We start from the raw sequence: 22,322 nt of genomic DNA, 5'->3' as shown, positions 1-22,322 counted from the left end.
GGCGCGCCGGACGAACGTGTGGCCGCCGACGACGCTGGACATACGTCCAAATCGGACACGATAGAGAGTGCCGGACCTCGGGGTGGGCGCTTTCACGAAATTGCCCACCCCGATCGGCCGATCAGCTCACGGGGTCGGGGAAGAACAGCTCCCGCGCCCGGCGGGCCACCTCCTCCGGTGGGACGTCCTCGACCCGGGTGCAGACGGCCCAGCGGTGGCCGAACGGGTCGAGGAACACCCCGTGCCGGTCACCCGAGAAGGTGTCCGCCACGGCCGTGATCAGGTGCGCGCCCGCACGCACGGCGGCGTCGACGAACGCGTCGGTGTCCTCGACGTACACGACGAGCGACGAATGCACCCAACCCTGCTCGGGCGCCTTCAGCCCGAAGTCCGGCATCTCCTGGGAGAGTTGGAGCATCGAGTCGCCGATCCGGATCTCGGCGTGCATCACGGTGCCGTCCGGGGCGTCCATCCGGTCGACGATCACCGCGCCCAGACCGCGGACGTAGAAGTTCAGGGCGGCGTCCCCGTCGGGGACGGCCAGGTACGGCGTCAGGGTTCGGTATCCGTCGGGGATCGGTTTCACTGTGGTCATGGCGACAATTCTCGAACGCCGACGGCGGTCGTGGATTGAACGGATCGGACACGCGCCTACCCTGGATCGGGTGATCGACCGAATGCTCGACCTGCTCCGCGGCCGTCGCGTGTGCGTACTGACCGGCGCGGGCATCTCCACCGATTCCGGGATCCCGGACTACCGCGGACCCGACTCTCCCCCGCGCAACCCGATGACCTACCAGCAGTTCGTCGGCGACCCGTCGTTCCGGCGGCACTACTGGGCCCGCAATCACCTCGGGTGGCGGCACATGGATGCGGCCCGGCCCAACGCGGGCCACCGCGCGCTCGCGGCACTCGAGAACGCCGGCGTCGTGCACGGCGTGATCACCCAGAACGTCGACCTGCTGCACACCAAGGCCGGCAGCCGGCACGTCATCGATCTGCACGGCAGCTATGCGCAGGTCCGTTGCCTCGACTGCGGCAACCGGATGTCGCGGATGACGCTCGCCGAGCGCCTCGACGCCGCCAACCCCGGCTTCGCCGAGACCGTCGCCGCCGCAAGCGGTGTGGAGATCGCCCCCGATGCCGACGCTGTCGTCGAGAGCACCGAGCACTTCCGGATGGTCGACTGCGCCGCGTGCGGAGGCATGCTCAAACCGGACATCGTGTACTTCGGCGAGAGTGTCCCGAAACCGCGGGTCGCGGCGTCGTTCCAGATGGTCACCGACGCCGACGCCCTGCTGGTCGTCGGCTCGTCGCTCACCGTCATGTCCGGGCTGCGATTCGTGCGCCGCGCCGCCCGCGACGGCATCCCGGTCGTCATCGTCAACCGCGGTACCACCCGCGGCGACGAGTTCGCCGCCCTCAAACTCGAGCAGGGCAGCTCCGAGGTCCTGCAGTCCCTCGTCGCCGCCCTGCCAGGCTGATCGGGCTCGCTACAGCGGCACCAGATCGTCGGCGTGGACCACCGGGCGGTGCATGTCCGCCGGCAGATCCGTGGTCGAGCGCCCCAGCATCTCCTCGATCTCGGTCGAGTCGTACGCCACCACGCCGCGTGCCACCGGACGTTCCTCCGGGCCGATCAGCGAGACCACGTCGCCGCCGTAGAAGCGGCCGCCGACCGCGGTGATGCCGGCCGGCAGCAGCGATCGCCGACGCTCCACGACTGCCCGTACCGCGCCGGCGTCCAGGTGCAGCGCGCCCTGGGTGTCGGCCGCATGACGCACCCAGAACTTGCGCGCCGACATGCGATGCGGCCGAGCCGCGAAGACCGTGCCGACATCGGCGGTGGTGAGGGCGGTCGCCGCGTCGGAGGCCGCGGTCAGCAGCACCGGGACACCCGAATCGGCGGCCAGACGCGCGGCGGAGAGCTTGGACGCCATCCCGCCGGTGCCGAGCGCGCCCCCGGAGCCGGCCACCACACCGTCGAGATCCTCGGGGCTGTTGACCTCGGGAATCAGTGTGGCCCCGCCCTTTCGGGGATCACCGTCGTACAGTCCGTCGACATCGGAGAGCAGCACCAGCGCGTCCGCACCCACCAGGTGCGCGACCAGCGCAGCGAGCCGGTCGTTGTCACCGAACCGCAGTTCGGTGGTCGCGACGGTGTCGTTCTCGTTGACGATCGCGACCGCATGTAGCGCCCGCAACCGGTCGAGAGTGCGCTGCGCGTTGCGGTGCTGTGTGCGACGGGCGATGTCGTCGGCGGTGAGCAGCACCTGACCGACGGTGCGGCCGTACCGCGCGAACGACGTACCCCACGCGTGGGCCAGCGCCAGCTGACCCACGCTCGCCGCAGCCTGCTTGGTCGCGAGATCCCTTGGGCGGTGGGTCAACCCGAGCGGCGCCAGGCCCGCGCCGACCGCGCCGGACGAGACGACGACCACGTCGGACCCGGCCCGCATCCGCGCCTCGAGCGCGTCCGCGAGCAGGTTGAGCCGGCCCACATCCAGTCCGCCGATCAGGCTGGTGATCGCCGACGACCCGATCTTGACGACGATGCTGCGCGCCGACGCGATGGAGGCTCTGGTCTCACTCACTTGTCTTTGGGATCCTCACTCGGCAGTCCGCGCCGCGCCCGCTGCGCATGCTTACGTTCGGCGGCTCCGATGCGGTCGACCTGGTCCAGTCGCGCGTCGGTGCCGCGGCCGGTGCGGACGATGTCCACGCCCGCCGCCGTCTGCGGCTCCCATTCGAAGCCGACGTCGCCGATGGTCACGAACGCGCCGGGCTCGGCGCCCTGCTTGACCAACTCGTCCTCGACGCCGAGGCGGGCCAGGCGGTCCGCCAGGTAGCCCACGGCCTCGTCGTTGTCGAACGCCGTCTGTCGCACCCACCGCTCGGGCTGGGTGCCGCGGACGATGAAGCCGCCCGGGTTCTCCGGGTCGGCAATGACGCTGAATCCGGTCTCCTTCGCGGCGATCGGACGGATCACCTGCCGCTTCGGCTCCGCCTTGGGATGCGCCTCGCGGTAGTCGTCAACCATCTTCGCGAGCGCGAAGGTCATGGGCCGCAATCCGTCTCGGCTCACCGCGGAGATCGTGAACACCGGCCAGCCGCGGGCCTCGAAGTCCGGGGTCACCATCTCGGCGAGCTCGGCGGCCTCGGGCACGTCGGCCTTGTTGAGGATCACGATGCGCGGCCGGTCGGCGAGGTCACCGAGGCCGGCGTCGCCCTGGAGCGCGGGCTGGTACGCCGCCAACTCGGCCTCGAGCGCGTCGACGTCGGAGATGGGGTCCCGACCCGGCTCGAGGGTCGCGCAGTCCACGACGTGCGCGAGCACCGCGCACCGCTCGAGATGCCGCAGGAAGTCCAGGCCGAGGCCACGACCCTGGCTGGCCCCCGGGATCAGCCCCGGCACGTCGGCCACCGTGAACGTCGTGTCACCACTCGACACCACACCGAGGTTCGGCTGGAGCGTCGTGAACGGGTAGTCGCCGATCTTCGGCTTGGCAGCGGAGAGGACGGACACCAGCGACGACTTGCCGGCGGACGGGAAGCCCACCAGCCCGACGTCGGCGACGGACTTGAGCTCGAGGACCAGGTCCCCTTCCTCGCCGTCCTCGCCGAGCAGCGCGAAGCCCGGGGCCTTGCGCGCCTTGGACGCCAGCGAGGCGTTGCCGAGGCCACCGCGACCGCCACGAGCTGCGACGAATCGGGTACCGACCCCGACGAGGTCGGCCAGGATGTTGCCCGCCTTGTCGAGGACGACGGTGCCGTCGGGCACCCTGAGGGTCAGATCGGAGCCGTTGGCACCCTCACGGTTGCCACCCATCCCCTGGGTGCCGTTGGTCGCCTTCGCGCGGGGATGGAAGTGGAAGTCGAGAAGGGTGTGGACGTTGCCGTCCACCTCGAGCACGACATCCCCGCCGCGACCACCGTTTCCACCATCGGGGCCGCCGAGCGGCTTGAACTTCTCGCGGTGGACGGAGGCGCAACCATTGCCGCCTTTTCCGGCGCTGACGTGCAGCACCACGCGGTCAATGAATCGGGACATGACTGCCGGATCCTTCCTCAGTCAAAGATCTTGCGGTTGATGCAGTGTGACGGAGACGACGCACTGCGGTGAAAACGACAGTAGGGGCGGGCAGGGTTTGAGACCCTGGCCCGCCCCTACTGGGAGATCGGAACGGAATCGGACTCGTCACCGAGTCCGAACCGTAAGTGGCAGCAGACCTAGGCCTCTGCCGCGACCGGAACGATGTTCACGGTCTTGCGCCCGCGCTTGGTGCCGAACTCGACGGCGCCCGCAGCGAGAGCGAACAGGGTGTCGTCACCGCCACGACCGACGTTGACGCCGGGGTGGAAGTGGGTGCCACGCTGGCGCACGAGGATCTCACCGGCGCTGACGGACTGGCCGCCGAAGCGCTTGACGCCGAGTCGCTGTGCGTTTGAATCGCGACCGTTACGGGAGCTGGATGCGCCCTTCTTATGTGCCATGTCGAATCCCTCCAGGAATCGGTGAAAAGCTCGAGCTACTTGATGCCGGTGACCTTGAGGACCGTCAGCTTCTGACGGTGACCCTGGCGCTTGTGGTAGCCGGTCTTGTTCTTGAACTTGTGGATCCGGATCTTCGGGCCCTTGGTGTGCTCGACGACCTCACCGGTCACGGAGATCTTCGCCAGCTTGTCGGCGTCGGTGGTCAGCTCGGACCCATCGACCACGAGGACCGGGGCAAGCGAGACAGCGGTGCCGGGCTCACCCTCGATCTTCTCGACCTTGACGAGGTCACCAACAGCGACCTTGTACTGCTTTCCGCCGGTCTTGACGATCGCGTACGTTGCCATCGGACGGCTACCCCTTGCTACTTCGAACGTGCTCGCGCCGCTGCCCTAAAGGCTTTCAGTGCTGCGCGACTGGTCTGGTGTGGCGGCTACCCCTTGCGCGCCCGTGGTATGCCCAAATCGGGCGCAGCAGAGCGGTATCGCCGGGTAGCGACCGGTCAAGATTACGGGACGGCGACCGTCAGGGTCAAACTGGCCGGTCGACCGGTCCCGATGTGGCACTCCGCCGCCCCGTGTCACATACGGAGCGGCGGCCTACCACGGTATTCGTCAGGCCTCGGCATCCACCGGCGGGCCCGCGGGACGTGCAGCGGCACGACGGCGGCGCGGACGACGTGCCGGGGGCACCTCACCGTCCGACGACTCCGAGGGCCCTGCTGCCTCCACTGACGCCTCTGCGACCGCAGGAGCCGCCTCTTTGGGCGCCTCGGGGGCAGCGGACGGCACCGACTCGGGCTCCGGAGCGGACTCGGGCTCCGTGACCGGAATCACGAACACCGTTCCCGTGTCGGAGGTCTCACCGACCGGGGCGGCTGCCGCACGGGACACCCGCCGGCTGCGGCGGCGTCCCCGGGGGGCCGCCTCCTTCTCCGTGTCGGCGTCGGACGCCGCGGGCGTCTCGGGTTCGGGCTTCGTCTCGGGTTCGGGCTTCGGCTCGGACTTCGCCTGGGGTTCGAGTTCGACCCCGGCCTCGTGCGACGCGTGCTCGTCCGGATGCGACTCGTGCTCGCCGTGATGCGAGGCCATCGCGAGCGCCACCGGATGCGCCCGCTTCACGGTCGCGTCCGCAGCCGACTCTTCCGGACTCGGGTGCGGATGCGCCTGCTGCCCGTCTGCCACGGGTTCCGGCGCAGCCGCGGCGGCGCGGTCACGACCGCGCTTCTTGCGGCCACCCGACTCCTTGGACTGGCCCCGGCCACCGTCGTCGGTCGACTTCACCTCGACGGGTTCGCTGTGCACGATGATCCCGCGACCGTGGCAGTGCTCACACGTCGTCGAGAATGCCTCGACCAGTCCGGTGCCCAGCTTCTTGCGGGTCATCTGGACCAGGCCGAGCGACGTGACCTCGGATACCTGGTGCCGCGTGCGGTCCCGACCGAGCGCCTCGGTGAGTCGACGCAGGACGAGATCGCGGTTGGACTCGAGCACCATGTCGATGAAGTCGACGACGATCATGCCGCCGATGTCGCGCAGGCGCATCTGCCGCACGATCTCCTCGGCCGCTTCGAGGTTGTTACGGGTGACCGTCTCCTCGAGATTGCCGCCGGCACCGGTGAACTTGCCGGTGTTGACGTCCACGACGGTCATCGCCTCGGTGCGGTCGATCACCAGCGTGCCACCCGAGGGCAGCCACACCTTGCGGTCGAGCGCCTTGGCGAGCTGCTCGTCGATGCGATGCGTCTCGAAGACGTCCGGGGTGCCGGACTCCACGACGTGCCGCTCCACCCGCGGCAGCAGATCCGGTGCGACGGTCTTGATGTAGGTCTCGACCGTGCTCCAGGCCTTCTCGCCCTCGATCACGAGCTTCGAGAAATCCTCGTTGAACAGGTCGCGGACGACCTTCACAAGCAGATCGGGCTCCTCGTACAGCGCCTGCGGCGTGCCCGACTTGCCCTCCTTCGCCTTCGCGGCCTGTTCCTCGATGGTCGCCCACTGCGTCTGCAGTCGGGTGACGTCGCGCGACAACTCTTCCTCGCTGACGCCCTCCGACGCCGTGCGAATGATCACACCGGCGTCGGCCGGGACGATCTCGCGGAGGATCTCCTTGAGGCGCTTGCGCTCGGTGTCGGGCAGCTTGCGGCTGATACCGGTCGACGTGCCACCCGGCACGTACACCAGGAATCGTCCGGCCAGGCTGATCTGCGTCGTCAGGCGCGCGCCCTTGTGACCGACCGGATCCTTGCTGACCTGGACCAGCACCTGGTCGCCGGGCCGCAGGGCCTGTTCGATCTTGCGGGAATTGCCGCCGAGACCGGCCGCCTCCCAGTTGACCTCACCGGCGTAAAGCACGCCGTTGCGGCCACGCCCGATGTCGATGAACGCGGCCTCCATGCTGGGCAGCACGTTCTGGACGCGACCGAGGTAGACGTTGCCGACCATCGACGACGAGGACGACCCCGTGACGAAGTGCTCCACCAGAACGCCGTCCTCGAGGACCGCGACCTGCGTGGATGCCGCCGGGTTGGTGCCGCCGACCTTCTCGCGGACAACCATGACCCGGTCGACCGCCTCGCGGCGTGCCAGGAACTCGGACTCGCTCAGGATCGGGGGACGGCGACGGCCGGCGTCGCGGCCGTCACGACGGCGCTGACGCTTGGCCTCGAGCCGCGTCGAGCCGCTGATGCCCTGGACCTCGTCCTTGACGGCGCGGGCCTTGTTGCGCGGTTCACGCTCGTGGACGACGGTGTTCGGCGGATCGTCCTCGGACGAGACCTCCCCGTCGCTGCCGCCCTTGCGCCGACGGCGGCGGCGACGACGACGGCTGCTGTCGCCGGACTCGTCCGACTCGGCGTGCTCGTCCTCGGCGGACTCGGGAGCCTCGGCCGCTTCCACGGCGTCGTCCTCGGAAGCCGTCGCCTTGTCGGCCTCGTGAGCCTTCTCGGCGTTGTCGGCCTTGTCGGCCTCGTCTGTGTCGTCCGACTCGGCGCCGTCGGCCTGCTGCTCTCCACGGCCTCGACCGCGGCCACGGCGTCCACGACGACGGCGGCGCTGCTGCTCGCCGCCCTCGCTCTCGCCGCCGTCGGCGCTCTCGGCGCCCGCGGCGGTTTCGGTGTCTTCGGTGCTCTCCGTGTCTTCCCGGGCACCGGAGGTCGCCTCCGCGTCCTCGGCGACGGCGGCCGGCGCGGCTTCGTCGGCCGCGGTCTGCGACTCGTCGGTCACCTCGGGGGCGGCGGCCGCGCGACGGCTGCGACGACGACGCGGTGCGGTCTCGGCGGCGGCCGCTTCGGGCTGGAGGAACAGCGGGGCCTGCACCACCGCGGGTGCGGCGGCCGACTCGTGCTCGGTGCCGAGTTCGACGTTGGTGAAGAGCCCGGTGAAGTCGTCGCCGGAGCGGGCCGACTCGACGGGCGTGGCCTCGGCGGGGGCTTCGGTCTCGGTGGCGGCCTCGATCACCGGCTCTGCGGCGACCTCGACCTTCGGGGCGGCCTTCTTGCGCGCCCGCTTGCGGGGCGCGGGCTTCTCGGCGGGCGCGGGCTCCGCGGCGGGCTCGGGCTCGACCGGGGCAGCCTCGGCGGAGGCGGTCTCCACGACAGGCTCGGCGGCAGGCTCCGCCGGAGCGGTCTGCGCGGCACCGGACACGGTGGCGTGGATGCGCTCGGCGATATCGCGCTGGAGGCTGGACTGCGCGCTGCGCAACTCGGTGCCCAGCGCTGCGGCCTCCGCGAGCACCTGCTTGCTCGTGACACCGAGCAGCTTGGCGAGCGCGTGCACGCGGATCTTCTCGGGGAGCACCGGGGTGGTACTCGGGTCGACCGACGCTTCCGCGATCGGTTCCTGAACAGTTTCGGGCGGCGCTTGATCGGCCACGTATTCTCCTCGAGCCCCCGGGCGCGTCCACCCGTCTTTCATCGGATGTGACGCGGCCGCGCGGGGGCGATGGTTGTGTACTCGCACCGGGGGTACGAGATTGTATGGTCTCGCTCCACGTGGTTCACAGTGTCCGTTAATCACTGCGGAATCGCGCGGTGCCTGGCTGGATGGCGGCGATCCACGGCGCGAGCGCCTGACCGTTCACGACGTGAGCGCCTGATCATCCAGCGTGCCGCACGGAACAGGGATTACCTGCGCCGGTAGGGCAGCGATGACGGGCTTCGCACCGTGGTGTCATCCGATCGGATCCGCGTGGAGCAAAATTGCGGTCCGACCGATTTCAGTATCCCACACCTGGGCCGGGTGTCCTCTCATCGGCGCACCGGTAGGTGGCAAAACAAAGGGACGCTCCGCGGGCACGACGGCCCGGGAGCGTCCCGAGTTGTGGGCCTCAGGCCCGAGCGAGCTGGGGAAACCAGAGCGCGATCTCACGCTCGGCCGACTCGACGGAGTCGGATCCGTGGACCAGATTCTGTCCGCCGTCGAGGGCCAGGTCGGCACGGATGGTGCCGGGGACCGCCTTCTCGACCGGGTCGGTACCGCCGGCGATCTGACGGAACGCGGCGATCGCGCGCGGGCCTTCGAGCACAGCGGCCACGAGCGGCCCGGAGGTGATGAAGTCGAGCAGCCCCGGGTAGAACGGCTTGCCTTCGTGTTCGGCGTAATGCGTCGCGGCGACATCGCCGGGCGCCGTCCGCAGTTCCATCGCCGCAATGGTCAGACCCTTGCGTTCGATGCGGGAGAGGATCTCGCCGACATAGCCACGGGCCACGCCGTCGGGCTTGATCAGTACCAGGGTGCGCTCAGTCACGGCGAACAGCCTAGACGGTCAGTCTCGTTGCCCCGGCAGCAGACCCCGCTCGATCCGGCGCGCGATGTCCTTGCGCAGGTACACGATGTACAGCCACACCGCACCGAACAGAAGACCGATCACGCCGAGCGCGGTGTCGATGAAGAAGCCGAGGATCGTGAGAACCTGCAGCGCGAGGTTGAACTTCATCGCCCACGGTCGTCCCTGCACTCCGGCGCCCAGGATCATCAGCAGCGCCAGCACACAGATGTACAGGCCCGACGCCCACGTCAGGCCCTTCGAGTTGACGACGGCAACGACGGGCAGCGCCAACAGCACCACGATCGCCTCGAGGATGAGGGTTCCCGCCATCACACCGCGGAAGCCCTTCCACGGATCCTTCGCCGGCGGCTGGAACTGGGGTTCTGGGGTGTCGCTCACGCGGGGTCCTTTCCGAACAGGGAGCGGGCAACGCCCGCGGTGACGACCGAACCGGTGACGACGACGCCCGCCCCCGAGACTGCCTCACCGGGCTCGGCGACCTCCTCGGCCAGCCCGATCGCGGTCTCGAGCGCGTCGGCCAGGGTGGGCGCGACGACGACCCGCTCGTCGCCGAACCGTGCCACGGCACGGTTCGCGAGGTCCTCGACATCCATCGCCCGAGGCGATCCGTTGTGCGTGACGACGAGCTCGTCGAATACAGGCTCGAGTGCGTCGAGGATGCCGTCGACGTCCTTGTCCCCCATGACGCTGACGACACCGACGAGCTTGCGGAAGTCGAACTCGGCAACCAGCGCGGCCGCCAGGGCCTGCGCCCCGTGCGGGTTGTGCGCGGCATCGAGGAACACGGTCGGCGCGCTGCGGACCCGTTCGAGACGGCCCGGGTTGACGACGGACGCGAAGCCCGCACGGATCGCATCCGCGTCGAGCTGCCGGTCGGGTCCGGCGCCGAAGAACGCCTCGACCGCGGCGAGCGCGAGCGACGCGTTGCGCGCCTGGTGCTCGCCGTGCAGCGGCAGGAAGATGTCCTCGTACACGCCGCCGAGGCCCTGCAGCTCGAGCTGCTGGCCGCCGATCGCGATCTGCCGACGCAGCACCCGGAACTCCGAGCCCTCACGCGCCACCGCTGCGTCCGCCTCGACGGCCCGGCGCAGCAGCACGTCCATCACCTCGGGGCTCTGCTCGGCGATGATCGCGACGGTGTCGATCGGGGCGACGCCCTCGACTCCGCTCTCGCGACCCTTCTTGATGATCCCGGCCTTCTCCCCCGCGATCGACTCGAGGTCGGGGCCCAGGTACTCGACGTGGTCGAGCCCGATCGGCGTGATCACCGCGACCTGGGCGTCGATGACGTTGGTGGCATCCCACTTGCCGCCCAGACCGGTCTCGACGACCGCGACGTCGACCGGCGCCTCCGCGAAGGCGGCGTAGGCCATCGCCGTGGTGACCTCGAACTTGCTCATCGCGGGACCACCGGCAGCCTCGGACTGCCGGTCGATCATCGCGATGTACGGCTCGAGCTCGCGGTACGTGTCGATGTAGGTGCGCACCGGGATCGGCGCGCCGTCGATGCTGATCCGCTCGGTCGCCAGCTGCAGGTGCGGACTGGTGGTCCGGCCGGTCCGCCGATGCAGGTGGGTGAGCAGGGCGTCGATCATCCGCGTCACCGACGTCTTGCCGTTGGTGCCGGCGACATGGATGGCCGGGTAGCTGAGCTGCGGCGAGCCGAGCAGATCCATCAACGCGGAGATCCGGGTCAGCGACGGCTCGATCTTGGTCTCGGGCCAGCGCTTGTCCAGTTCCGCCTCGACGAGCGCGAGTTCGGCGAGGTCGACCGGGGTGGGATCTCCCGGGCGTTCGGTGCTCACGCTCCGCCCAGCTCCTTCAGACGTGCGGACATGCGGGCGATCTCCTCCTGCGCCACCTGCTGACGGGCGCGGATCTTGTCGACGACCGCGTCGGGGGCCTTCGCGAGGAACGCCTCGTTGGACAGCTTCGCGGTGGTGCCCGCAAGCTCCTTCTCGGCGGCCGCGAGGTCCTTCTCCAGACGCTTCTTCTCGGCGCCCAGGTCGACGGTGCCCGACGTGTCGAGTTCCACGGTCACGGTGGCCTTGCTCAGGCGCACCTCGACCGAGGCGGTCGCGGAGAAGCCGTCGGCGGGCTCGGTGAGCTTGGCGAGTGCCGCCACCGAGGCGAGCTGGCCCTCGACGTCGGCGTCGGCCGCACCGGACAGGCGCGCGGCCACCTTCTGCGACGGCTTGAGGCCCTGGTCGCTGCGGAAACGACGCACCTCGGTGACGAGGCGCTGCATGTCCTCGATCCGCTGCGCGGCAACGGGATCCGCGGCAACGCCGGTGGCGGTCGGCCAGTCGGCGATCACGACGGACTCGCCACCGGTGAGCACCTTCCACAGCGTCTCGGTGACGAACGGGATCACCGGGTGCAGCATCCGCAGCAGCGTGTCGAGGACGTTTCCGAGGACCGCCTTGGTGCCCTCGGCGTGGTCGGAGCCCTCCGCCAGCTGCACCTTGGCGAGCTCGAGGTACCAGTCGCACACTTCGTCCCACGCGAAGTGGTAGAGCGCCTCGCACGCCTTGGAGAACTCGAACTTCTCGAATGCCTCGTCGACCTCGGTACGGACCTGCTCGAGCCGGTCCAGGATCCAGCGGTCGGCGTCGGTGAGCTGATCGCGCGCCGGCAGGTCCGCGACGACGGCACCGTTCATCAGCGCGAACTTGGTGGCGTTGAACAGCTTGTTCGCGAAGTTCCGCGACGACTGCGCATGGTCCTCACCGACGGCGAGGTCGCTGCCCGGGTTGGCGCCGCGGGCGAGCGTGAAGCGCAGCGCGTCGGCGCCGAAGCGGTCGACCCAGTCGAGCGGGTCGATGCCGTTGCCGCGCGACTTCGACATCTTCTTGCCGAACTGGTCGCGGACCAGGCCGTGCAGGAACAGGTCCTGGAACGGCACCTTGCCGCCGCCCACCGCGTCGTCGCCGGCCACGTACGTGCCGAACATCATCATCCGGGCCACCCAGAAGAACAGGATGTCGTAGCCGGTGACGAGAACGCTGGTGGGGTAGAACTTCTCGATCTCGGGGGTCTTGTCGGGCCAGCCCATCGTGGAGAACGGCCACAGGCCCGACGAGAACCACGTGTCGAGGACGTCGGGGTCCTGCTCCCAGCCCTCGGGTGCGGTCTCGTCCGGGCCGAAGCACTGCACCTCGCCGTTCGGTCCGTACCAGATCGGGATGCGGTGGCCCCACCACAGCTGGCGCGAGATGCACCAGTCGTGCATGTTGTCGACCCATGCGAACCAGCGCGGCTCCTGGCTGGCAGGGTGAATGACGGTGTCGCCGTTGCGAACCGCGTCACCGGCGGCCTTGGCGAGCGCATCGACCTTGACCCACCACTGCATCGACAGCCGCGGCTCGATGGTCTCGCCCGAACGCTCGGAGTGGCCGACGCTGTGCACGTACGGGCGCTTCTCGGCGACGACGCGGCCCTGCTCGGCGAGCGCCTCGCGGACCTTCACGCGGGCCTCGAAGCGGTCCATGCCGTCGAACTGCGTTCCGGTGTCGGCGATCTTGCCGGTCTTGTCCATGATGGTGGGCATCGGCAGGCTGTGCCGGACGCCCATCTCGAAGTCGTTGGGGTCGTGCGCGGGCGTGATCTTCACGGCGCCGGTGCCGAACGCGGGGTCGACGTAGTCGTCGGCGATGATCGGGATCTGCCGGCCGGTGAAGGGGTGCTCGAGCGTGGTGCCGACGAGGTGCTTGTAGCGCTCGTCCTCGGGGTGGACGGCGACCGCGGTGTCACCGAGCATCGTCTCGACACGGGTGGTCGCGACGATGACGTGCGGCTCGTCGTCGTTCAGCGAGCCGTAGCGCAGCGAGACGAGCTCGCCCTCGACCTCCTCGAACTTCACCTCGATGTCCGAGATCGCGGTCTGCAGCACCGGCGACCAGTTGACGAGGCGCTCGGCGCGGTAGATGAGGCCGTCGTCGTACAGGCGCTTGAAGATGGTCTGGACGGCGCGCGAGAGGCCCTCGTCCATCGTGAAGCGGTCGCGGGACCAGTCGACGCCGTCGCCGATGCGACGCATCTGGCCCTGGATGGTGCCGCCGGACTCGCGCTTCCAGTCCCAGACCTTCTCGATGAACTGCTCGCGGCCGAAGTCTTCCTTCTTCTTGCCGTCCGCGGCCAACTGCTTCTCGACGATCGTCTGCGTCGCGATGCCGGCGTGATCCATGCCGGGCAGCCACAGCACCTCGAAGCCCTGCATGCGCTTGCGGCGGCACAGCGCGTCCATCAGGGTGTGGTCGAGCGCATGGCCCATGTGGAGGCTGCCGGTGACGTTCGGCGGCGGCAGCACGATCGAGTAGCCGGGATTGTCGCTCGACGGGTCGGCCGTGAAGTAACCGGCGTCTACCCAGCCCTGATACAAGTCGGCCTCTACCGCACTGGGATCCCAGCTCTTGGGGAGGGCGTCTGCGGGGTTCTGGGGAGTCTCTGGCGCACTGGTCACCCCCCAATCGTAGTCAGTGCCGCCGAATCGTCCGGACCCGGCTCGGCGCCCCCATCGCCCCCGCCCCTCCCCCTCGCGTTTTGCGCACTTATCGGTCCCGGCTCGGCCCGTCCAGGAACGACAAGTGCGCAAATCGGCGGATCAGGATCCCAGTACGTCGGGCAGCGGGACGTCCTCCTCGAGCACGTGCTCGGCGAGGAACGACTCCACCACCTGGTACCAGATCTTGGCGTGCTGGGGGCTGAGCACCCAGTGGTTCTCGTCGGGGAAGTACAGGAACCGGTGGTCGGTCTCCCCCTGGGCGTCGGCGGGCAGCCCCGACTCGGACAGCAGTTCGTACCAGAGCCGCAGTCCCTCACCGATCGGCACGCGGTAGTCCTTGTCGCCGTGGATCACCAGCATCGGGGTGACGATGTCGGCGACGTACAGGTGCGGGGAGTTCTCGAACGCCATCTCGGGCGTCATCTCGCGCTGCCAGTACCAGGCGGCGTCGGTGGTGGGACCGAACTGGTCCAGCGCCCACAGGCTCGCGTGCGTGACGATCGCCTTGAAGCGGTCGGTGTGGCCGGCGATCCAGTTCGCCATGTAGCCGCCGAACGAGCCGCCCATCGCAGCCGTTCGCTTCGCGTCGATCTCCGGCAGCGCCTCCGCGGCGTCGGTGATCGCCATCAGATCGGTGTAGGGCGCCTTGCCCCACTGTCCCCAGCCGCGTTGGACGAAGTCCTGACCGTATCCGGTGGACAGCGCGGGATCCGGCAGCAGCACCGCGTACCCCTTGGCGACCAGCAGCCACGGGTTCCAGCGCCACGACCAGGTGTTCCACGAATTCAGCGGGCCGCCGTGCACCCACAGCAGCAGCGGCGCCGGGCGTTCCGCCGACGCCGAGTCGGGCAGTGCCAGCCACGAGCGCAGCGGGGTGCCGTCGGCGGCCTGCCCCACTACCTCGGCGAGGCGGCCGGGCAGCCGGGGCGACACCGACGGGGCACGCAGTTCCGTGACGGAGCCGACGTCGCCGACGAGGGCGATCCGCACCGGGTGCGGCGGCCGCGCGTACGAGGCGCGCATCGCGTACACCGCGGAGCCGTCCGGGGCCGGACGCAGATCGGTGTAGGCGGCGTCGTCGGCCGTGAGCGCCGCCGGTACCCCGCTGCGCAGCAGGAAGATCGGGCCGCGACCGCGGTCGTCGGCGGTGACGAGCAGGCCGTCACCGCCCGGCAGCCACGCGACGGCCGTCGGCCAACGATCCCAGCCCGGGGCGAGATCCTCGACGACCCCGCTCGCGAAGGTGATGCGGTGCAGCGTGATTCGCGGCGCCTGCTCCGGATCCCCGTGGGATTCACGCAGGTACACGACCTGCGTGCCGTCGGGCGAGATCGCCGGATGCAACACGTCCGCCGTGTCGTCGTCGACGAGCGTGGTGCGCTCCCCCGTCGCCACGTCGATCCGCACCAGGATCGTGCGCATCGTGCCGAGAACACCCGGGACCGACCAGGTGCTGACGACGAACGATCCGTCGTCGGCGAGCGCGTAGTCGGCGTCGCGCAGCGCGACGCCCGGCATCGGCGTCAGGTCGTCGAGCACGATTTCCTCGGCGGCACCGCCGCTGGTGGCACCGGCCAGCAGGTGCGGGACGTCGGGGCCGAGGTCGTGGTCCCAGTGCCGCACCGGGTATCCGGTGTGCAGGACGGCCGAGACCTTCTTGTCCTTGCGCTCGCCGCGGATCCGCTCGTCGTCCTCGGCCGCCCCGGAGGCCCCGAGGACACCGGTGCTCACCACGACGCGCGCCGCCGACCGCGCGGCACGCACGCCCGCGATCCCGCCACCGCGTCCGGCCACCCGGCAGGCCTCGCCACCGGCGGCGGGCAGGCGCCACAGTGACGCCGCCGTGTCGTCGGAGTCGTCGGGCGAGGGCCGCGTCGACGTGAACAGCAGATCGCAGTCGTGGGTGAACGCGGCGCCGGATTCACCCTTCGATCCCCACGTGAGCCGCCGCGCGGGGCCCGCACCGGCCGGATCGATCTCCCACAGCGCGGACACGTACTTGGTGGCCGTGTCGTCGAGCACCGCCTGCGCGACGACGAGCCGGGTGCCGTCCGGGGACAGCTCGAGGCCCGACATGCGAGGCAGGGCGAGGTAGTCGTCCAGGTCCTGGAAGGGGGTGCCGAGAGAGTGCTGCGGGGTCGAGGTCACCCCTGATTGGTACCACGCCGAGACGGCCCGTGACGGCCGTCACGGTGCACGTTCACGATGCGATCACCGCGGATTGCGCCACATCTTCCACAGTGTCGGACCACCGTTCGGGATCACGATCTCTCCGGTGACCTCGAACCCGAAGCGTTCGTAGTAGGGGATGTTCGCGTGCTTGCTGGATTCGAGGTAGGCCGGCGCCGCCTCGGCATCGCAGCGGGACAGGCGCGAGTTCAGCAGTGCCTTGCCGTAACCGCCACCGCGGCCTGCCGAGGAGGTGCCGATGGTCGCCAGATACCAGTGCGGTTCGGTGGGATGTGCCGACTCGAGCGCATGCGAGACCTCGGCACCGACGCGCAGGTACCGGCCCAGTGCGCGCGCCACGGTCGGCAGGCTCAGGAAGGAATCGAACGCCGACTGCTTCCACCGGCCCGGCGGATCCCACAGCGCACCGCCGACGATGGTGCCGTCGGCCGACTCGGCCAGCTCCGCACCCCCGCCGGAGAGATGGTGGTAGCGGATCTCCGCCGCGAACAACCGGGTCAGGCCGGCCGGCCGCTTCGAGGCGTCGGGCAACATCCAGCTCATCACGGGATCGTCGTCGAACGCCTCGGCCAGCGCACGTGAGAGCGCGGGAATGTCCGGTCGGGTCACGGGTCGCACGACGGCTGCCATAACCGCGAGAGTACCGGCCGGGTCAGCCCAGCAGCGGTGCGATTCGGGGCGGGATCTGCTGCAACGCGTACGGCAGGCTCAGCACGGTGCTCCACGTCATGGCCTCCGCCGCCTCGTCGTCGAGGATGACCGCGCGCCCGTCCTCGACGACGTCGAGTGTCCGATAGATCGGCGTCTTCGCGAGCTCGGCGCGGAGATCGTCGCCGAACCCGCCCCCCGCGTACCAGACGAGGAGGTCGACGTTCGCGAGCGACAGCTGCTCGGTACTGATCTCGGCAAAGTTCGTCTTGCGGATCTGCTCGGTCACAGGCGGATTCACGAATCCGAGTTCGGTGAAGAAGCGAACCTTGGGGTCCTCCGGTCCGTACACCCCGAACTGGCCGGGCCCCTTCAGCGCCCCGACGAGCACCGTCTTGCCGGCGAACACCGGGTTGGCGAGCGCGACATCGGTGAACTGCTGCTGCACCCCCGACACCAGTTCGGCGGCTCGGTCCTGCCGCCCCAGTGCCTCCCCCAGGATCATGGTCTGGTCCTGCCAGCGCACGCCGTAGTCCGCGACCCCGGCCGGTTGCGCCACCGTCGGGGCGATCGCGGAGAGCTTGTCGTACTGGCCCTGCGTGAGACCCGAATACGTACCCACGATGAGGTCGGGCGCGACGCCCGCCACCTTCTCGATATCGATGCCGGTGCTCGCGCTGCCGATGATCGGCAGTTCCGCGTCGCCCAATTCGTCCTGCGCCCACGGCCACACCGCGCTCGGGTAGTCGCCGTACCAGTCGAACACCCCGACCGGCACCGTCCCGAGAGCCAGCAGTGCGTCGTGGTCGTTGTAGCCGACGCTCACCACCCGCTTGGGCTGGGCGGGCACCGTGGTCTGCCCGTACTTGTGCGCCACGGTCGCGCCGGGGGCGTCGTCGGAATCGCCGCCACCGGATTCCGCGCCGGCGCATGCCGCCGCGAACGCGAGCAGCGCACCGGTGCCACCGATCAGGAACCTCCTCCGCGAGAGGGCACCCATGTCCCGGCGCCCGACCGCCCCGAAGCCGTGTCCAGGTCCGCAATCCCCCATAGGTAGACCCTCCGTTCGCGACCACAGCCAGCACTCGAGTAGGTAAGGCTCACCGACCCTACCCCGCGGTTCGGTGCGTCGGACCGTGCATCGCGGGAATTCCGGGGCCAGTATGGGTCCATGACGCGTAAGGGTCCCCGGGAAGACATCGACGAGAACGACCTCGTCGTCAGCCACACGAAGGACTACGCGGCCGGCGTGCCGGCCGTGCTCGTATCGATGGAGCGTGCCGTGGAGCAGATGGGCATCGCCCGCACCGCGCGCACCCTCACCCGCCTCAACCAGCGCCACGGGTTCGACTGCCCCGGCTGCGCCTGGCCCGAGACGCCCGGACACCGCAAGCCCGCCGAGTTCTGCGAGAACGGCGCCAAGGCGGTCGCCGAGGAGGCGACGCTCCGGACCGTCACCCCCGAGTTCTTCGCCGCGCACCGGATCTCCGAGCTGGACGAGCACACCGACTACTGGTTGGGCCAGCAGGGCCGGCTCGCGCACCCGATGGTGCTGCGCCCCGGCAGCGAGCACTACGAACCGATCGGGTGGGACGACGCCTACCGACTGATCGGCGACCACCTGCGCGGGCTCGGCAGCCCCGACGAGGCCGTGTTCTACACGTCCGGCCGCACCAGCAACGAGGCGGCGTTCCTCTACCAGTTGATGATTCGCAGCTTCGGCACCAACAACATGCCGGACTGCTCCAACATGTGCCACGAGTCGTCGGGCAGCGCGCTCACCGAGGCGATCGGCATCGGCAAGGGCTCGGTGTCGGTACCCGACCTCGAGCAGGCCGATCTCATTCTCATCGCGGGACAGAACCCGGGCACCAACCACCCGCGCATGCTGTCCACCCTCGAGAAGGCGAAGGCCAACGGCGCCAAGATCATTGCGATCAACCCGTTGCCGGAGGCAGGCCTGCGCCGGTTCAAGGACCCGCAGAAGGTCGGCGGCGTCCTCGGCCGCGGAGTCGACATCGCCGACGACTTCCTGCAGATCCGACTCGGCGGGGACATGGCGCTCTTCCAGGGCCTGGGCCGACTGCTGCTCGAGGCCGAGGACCGCGCACCGGGCACCGTCGTCGACCGCGCGTTCGTCGATCGGCACTGCGCCGGGTTCGAGGAGTACGCCGACCACGTGCGCGCCGTCGACCTGGACACGGTCGTGGAGGCGACCGGCCTGACGATGCAGCAACTCGAGGACACCGCCCGCGCGCTGGCCGAATCCGACCGCACCGTCACGTGCTGGGCGATGGGACTCACCCAGCAGGCGCACGCGGTCGCCACCATCCAGGAGGCCGTGAACCTGTTGCTCATGCGCGGCATGATCGGCAAGCCGGGCGCCGGCGTGTGCCCGGTCCGCGGCCACTCCAACGTTCAGGGCGACCGCACCATGGGCATCTGGGAGAAGATGCCGGAGGAGTTCCTGGCCGCCCTGGACACCGAGTTCTCGATCGAGAGCCCGCGGCGGCACGGGTGGGACACCGTCGACGCGATCCGGGCGATGCGCGACGGCCGCGCCCGGGTGTTCATGGCAATGGGCGGCAACTTCGTCGCCGCCACCCCGGACACCGCGGCCACCGAGCAGGCGCTGCGGAACTGCGAACTGACCGTGCAGGTTTCGACCAAGCTCAACCGCAGCCACGTCGTGCACGGGCGCACCGCGCTGATCCTGCCCACCCTCGGCCGCACCGACCTCGACGTCCAGGCCACCGGCAAGCAGTTGGTGTCGGTGGAGGATTCGATGTCGATGGTGCATCTGTCCCGCGGACGGCTGAAGCCGGTGAGTGAGCACCTGCACAGCGAGGTCGCGATCGTCTGCCGGCTCGCACGCGAACTGCTCGGGTCCGAGCATTCGGTGCCGTGGGCCGAGTTCGAGGGCGACTACGACCTGATCCGGGATTCGATTTCCCGCGTCGTGCCGGGCTGCGAGGACTACAACACCCGGGTGCGCCGACCCGACGGCTTCCAGCTACCGCATCCGCCGCGAGACGCACGCGAGTTCCGGACCCACACCGGCAGGGCCAATTTCGCGGTCAACGCGCTCGAGTGGGTGCCGACCCCGCCCGGACGGTTGATCCTGCAGACGATGCGCAGCCACGACCAGTACAACACCACGATCTACGGCCTCGACGACCGCTACCGCGGTGTCAAGGGTGGGCGGAAAGTGGTCTTCGTCAGCGCCGCCGACATCGCCGAGATGGGTCTGTCCGACGGGCAATCGGTGGACGTGGTCTCCGAATGGACCACCGCGGACGGCACGGTCGAGGAGCGGCGCGTCCACGACTTCCGGATCGTCGAGTACAGCACGCCCCGCGGCAACGCGGCCGCCTACTACCCCGAGACGAATCCGCTGGTTCCCCTGGATCACGTTGCTGCCAAGTCGAATACACCCGTATCCAAGGCTATCGTCGTCCGGCTCGAACCGGCCCGGGCCGGCTGATGGGACGCGTCACCGCCCGGCGGCCCGTCCTGCGCATCACCCCGGACGGGACCCGGCACCGCCCGGACACCCTGGCCGTCGAGGAACCTCTCGAGATCCGCCTCGGCGGGCGGTCCCTCACCGTCACGATGCGCACGCCCGGCAACGACATCGACCTGGTCCACGGGTTCCTGCTGGCCGAGGGCATCATCGGCAGCGTCCAGGACGTCTCGGTGATCCGGTACTGCGACGGCGTCGACGACGACGGCGCCAACACCTACAACGTCCTCGACGTCGAACTCGGGCCCGACGTTCCGGATCCGGGCACCCGGGGTCGACGCGAGTTCCTCACCACGTCGGCGTGCGGGGTGTGCGGGAAGGCATCGCTCGACGAGGTCGCGACCCGCAGCCGCTTCACACTGTCCGACAGCACAATCGAGGTCACCGCAGCCGCGCTGTCCTCGATGCCACCCACTCTGCGTCGGGGCCAACGGGTGTTCGAGGCCACCGGCGGGCTGCACGCCGCCGGGTTGTTCACGACCGACGGCGCGCTCCTCGCGCTGCGTGAGGACGTCGGTCGCCACAACGCGGTCGACAAGGTCGTCGGCTGGGCGCTGACCGGGCGCCGGATCCCCCTGTCCGATGCCGTCCTGATCGTCAGTGGCCGGGCCTCGTTCGAACTCGTGCAGAAGGCCGCGATGGCCGGCATCCCACTGCTCGGCGCCGTGTCGGCGCCGTCCTCACTGGCGGTCGACCTGGCCCGGGACCAGGGGATGACACTCGTCGGGTTCCTCCGCGGCGAGAGTATGAACGTCTACACCGGCGAGCACCGCATCAAGCGGTGACGGCATGTCCCGCCCGGGGACCTACGTGCCGACTACCACGTCACCGCGCAGTGCGGCGACGACGACGGTGCCGTCGAACTCGTCAACACCGTCGCCACCCTCCCCACCGGTGAACCCGTGGCGCTACTCGCAGCCGTTCGGACCGTTCTAGCAGGTGCCCGCGGGTGTCCCCCCCGCCTGCAACTGCTGGAAGAACTGCTCGGCGTCGCCGAAGGAGTCCGCAACCGCGGCGCGATGATCGGCGCCCTCGTAGGTCTTGTAGCCGACCGTCGACCCGCTGTCGCACAACGCCTTCGCCAACGCCTTCGATCCCGGCTCGGCGACCAGCGTGTCGGCGGTGCCCTGCAGGATCATCGTCGGAACCGAGAGCTTCAGCTGCGCCGGCTCCTGCTTCTTCAGGTAACCGATCAACTTGTCCATATCCGCGCCGGGCGCGAACGCCTGGTCGACGGGCACCGACGGGATCACGTCGCGGATCTGCGCGACGCAGCCGTTGCGGGCCGCGGTCAGCAACGCCTTGGAGGTCGGTGTGACGTACGAATCCGCGTCGATCGACGGATCGGCCGCCTCCGCGCCGAGCAGGATCAGCGGCAGGAACGCGAGGGCCGGTGCCACTGCGGGGTTTCCGGAGGCCAGGTACGCCGGCGTCTGGCTCGTGCCGTTGCCCGGCGCGATCGCGACCGCGCCCCGCAGATCCAGCTCCGGCGCCCGCTCCGCACCCTGCGCGGCGGTGAACAGCGTGGCGTGCCCACCCTGGCTGTGCCCCATCGCGTACCACTGGTTGCTGATCGAATCGTCGAGGTCGCGGCTCGCGCGCACGATGTCGACGACGGCGTTGGCCTCCGTCCCACCGTCCATGTACGGGTGCCCGCCCGGCGTGCCCATGCCGACGTAGTCGGTCTGCACGACGACGTACCCGTCGGCGACGTAGCGATCGAGGGTCTCGTCGACCACGCCGAGGTAGTCGTGCGCGAGGCCGTCGTCCGAATCGGCGGACGGCGCGCAGATGTCGGAGACACCCGTGGTGCCGTGCGCCCAGCTGAGGACGGGCCACCCGCCGTCGGGTGCGGCGGTCTTCGGAATCGACACCGTGCCCGACACGACCACGGGATCGCCCTGCGCGTTCTGCGAGACGTACGTGATGAGCTCGCTGCGGGCCGCGCTGGGCAGGACCGGGGCGCCCCGCAATTGCTGACTCGACAGCAGCTGACCCGGTTCCAGCGTCGCCGCACCGTCGGCCTCGGCCGAGCTGTTACTGCTGCATCCCGCCGCCACCAGCGCGACCGACGTGGCCGCCACGAGCGTGAAGAGTCCCACGCCCCGTGTGCGGCCGCTCCCGGCCTTCGTCAGTGTGTTCACGAACAACCTCCAGATTAAGAAACGCGTCTTA

Annotated in this window: 17 protein-coding genes; 3 read left to right on the top strand and 14 right to left on the bottom strand. The window is 69.7% G+C overall.

What is annotated here, in order from left to right:
- Positions 1-121 precede the first annotated feature (121 nt).
- On the bottom strand, positions 122-595 hold the full coding sequence (locus DEU38_RS05085) for a VOC family protein (RefSeq protein ID WP_114719045.1): 474 nt from the start codon (positions 593-595) through the stop codon (positions 122-124).
- A 70-nt stretch (positions 596-665) separates the two neighbouring features.
- Here DEU38_RS05085 and DEU38_RS05080 point away from each other — a divergent pair, with 70 nt between their 5' ends.
- Positions 666-1,484 (top strand): NAD-dependent protein deacetylase, encoded by an 819-nt coding sequence (locus DEU38_RS05080; protein WP_181818671.1) that lies wholly within the window; start codon positions 666-668, stop codon positions 1,482-1,484.
- A gap of 9 nt (positions 1,485-1,493) precedes the next feature.
- Here the strand turns inward: DEU38_RS05080 and proB are convergent, their stop codons facing one another.
- The 12 genes from proB to DEU38_RS05020 all read right to left on the bottom strand — a co-directional run bounded on the left by proB (position 1,494) and on the right by DEU38_RS05020 (position 17,624).
- Positions 1,494-2,594 (bottom strand): glutamate 5-kinase, encoded by a 1,101-nt coding sequence (gene proB, locus DEU38_RS05075; protein ID WP_114719043.1) that lies wholly within the window; start codon positions 2,592-2,594, stop codon positions 1,494-1,496.
- Complete coding sequence (gene obgE / locus DEU38_RS05070; protein WP_114719042.1) at positions 2,591-4,051, bottom strand: GTPase ObgE; 1,461 nt, start codon at positions 4,049-4,051, stop codon at positions 2,591-2,593. Before obgE ends, proB begins: the two co-directional genes overlap by 4 nt.
- A 179-nt stretch (positions 4,052-4,230) precedes the next feature.
- Positions 4,231-4,494 (bottom strand): 50S ribosomal protein L27, encoded by a 264-nt coding sequence (rpmA, locus tag DEU38_RS05065; protein WP_013416501.1) that lies wholly within the window; start codon positions 4,492-4,494, stop codon positions 4,231-4,233.
- A 35-nt stretch (positions 4,495-4,529) separates the two neighbouring features.
- A complete protein-coding gene (gene rplU / locus DEU38_RS05060) occupies positions 4,530-4,841 on the bottom strand; it encodes a 50S ribosomal protein L21 (protein WP_005512259.1) in 312 nt (103 codons plus the stop codon).
- Positions 4,842-5,108: 267 nt separating this feature from the next.
- Entirely contained in the window at positions 5,109-8,366 is a 3,258-nt protein-coding gene (locus DEU38_RS05055) for a translation initiation factor IF-2 N-terminal domain-containing protein (protein ID WP_114719041.1), read from the bottom strand.
- A gap of 454 nt (positions 8,367-8,820) precedes the next feature.
- Positions 8,821-9,240: a nucleoside-diphosphate kinase gene (ndk, locus tag DEU38_RS05050; RefSeq protein ID WP_114719040.1), complete on the bottom strand. Its 420-nt coding sequence runs from the start codon at positions 9,238-9,240 to the stop codon at positions 8,821-8,823.
- An 18-nt stretch (positions 9,241-9,258) separates the two neighbouring features.
- Complete coding sequence (locus DEU38_RS05045; RefSeq protein WP_114719039.1) at positions 9,259-9,660, bottom strand: DUF4233 domain-containing protein; 402 nt, start codon at positions 9,658-9,660, stop codon at positions 9,259-9,261.
- Positions 9,657-11,087 carry a folylpolyglutamate synthase/dihydrofolate synthase family protein gene (locus tag DEU38_RS05040; RefSeq protein WP_114719038.1) on the bottom strand — a complete coding sequence of 477 codons (1,431 nt, stop codon included), beginning with the start codon at positions 11,085-11,087 and terminating at the stop codon, positions 9,657-9,659. The genes DEU38_RS05045 and DEU38_RS05040 overlap by 4 nt, the downstream gene beginning before the upstream one ends.
- Positions 11,084-13,744 (bottom strand): valine--tRNA ligase, encoded by a 2,661-nt coding sequence (locus DEU38_RS05035; RefSeq protein ID WP_114719037.1) that lies wholly within the window; start codon positions 13,742-13,744, stop codon positions 11,084-11,086. The genes DEU38_RS05040 and DEU38_RS05035 overlap by 4 nt, the downstream gene beginning before the upstream one ends.
- A gap of 141 nt (positions 13,745-13,885) precedes the next feature.
- A complete protein-coding gene (locus DEU38_RS05030) occupies positions 13,886-15,862 on the bottom strand; it encodes a S9 family peptidase (protein ID WP_397484375.1) in 1,977 nt (658 codons plus the stop codon).
- 135 nt (positions 15,863-15,997) lie between these two features.
- Positions 15,998-16,606, bottom strand: coding sequence for a GNAT family N-acetyltransferase (locus DEU38_RS05025; RefSeq protein WP_114719035.1), 609 nt, complete (start codon positions 16,604-16,606; stop codon positions 15,998-16,000).
- 22 nt (positions 16,607-16,628) lie between these two features.
- Positions 16,629-17,624 (bottom strand): iron-siderophore ABC transporter substrate-binding protein, encoded by a 996-nt coding sequence (locus DEU38_RS05020; protein WP_181818670.1) that lies wholly within the window; start codon positions 17,622-17,624, stop codon positions 16,629-16,631.
- A gap of 171 nt (positions 17,625-17,795) precedes the next feature.
- Here DEU38_RS05020 and DEU38_RS05015 point away from each other — a divergent pair, with 171 nt between their 5' ends.
- Together DEU38_RS05015 and fdhD are read left to right on the top strand one after the other, a co-directional pair.
- Positions 17,796-20,108, top strand: a complete 2,313-nt coding sequence (locus DEU38_RS05015) for an FdhF/YdeP family oxidoreductase (RefSeq protein ID WP_114719033.1) — start codon at positions 17,796-17,798, stop codon at positions 20,106-20,108.
- Complete coding sequence (fdhD, locus tag DEU38_RS05010; RefSeq protein WP_114719032.1) at positions 20,108-20,932, top strand: formate dehydrogenase accessory sulfurtransferase FdhD; 825 nt, start codon at positions 20,108-20,110, stop codon at positions 20,930-20,932. Before DEU38_RS05015 ends, fdhD begins: the two co-directional genes overlap by 1 nt.
- A gap of 147 nt (positions 20,933-21,079) precedes the next feature.
- On the opposite strand, the gene DEU38_RS05005 is transcribed toward fdhD, so the two are convergent.
- The gene (locus DEU38_RS05005) at positions 21,080-22,291 is read right to left on the bottom strand and encodes a S9 family peptidase (protein ID WP_258557636.1); all 1,212 of its coding nucleotides are present in this window, start codon (positions 22,289-22,291) and stop codon (positions 21,080-21,082) included.
- Positions 22,292-22,322: the final 31 nt, after the last annotated feature.

The sequence above is a fragment of the Rhodococcus sp. AG1013 genome, from assembly GCF_003350365.1.
Taxonomy (GTDB): domain Bacteria; phylum Actinomycetota; class Actinomycetes; order Mycobacteriales; family Mycobacteriaceae; genus Prescottella.
This window is presented reverse-complemented; position numbering and strand designations above follow the sequence as displayed.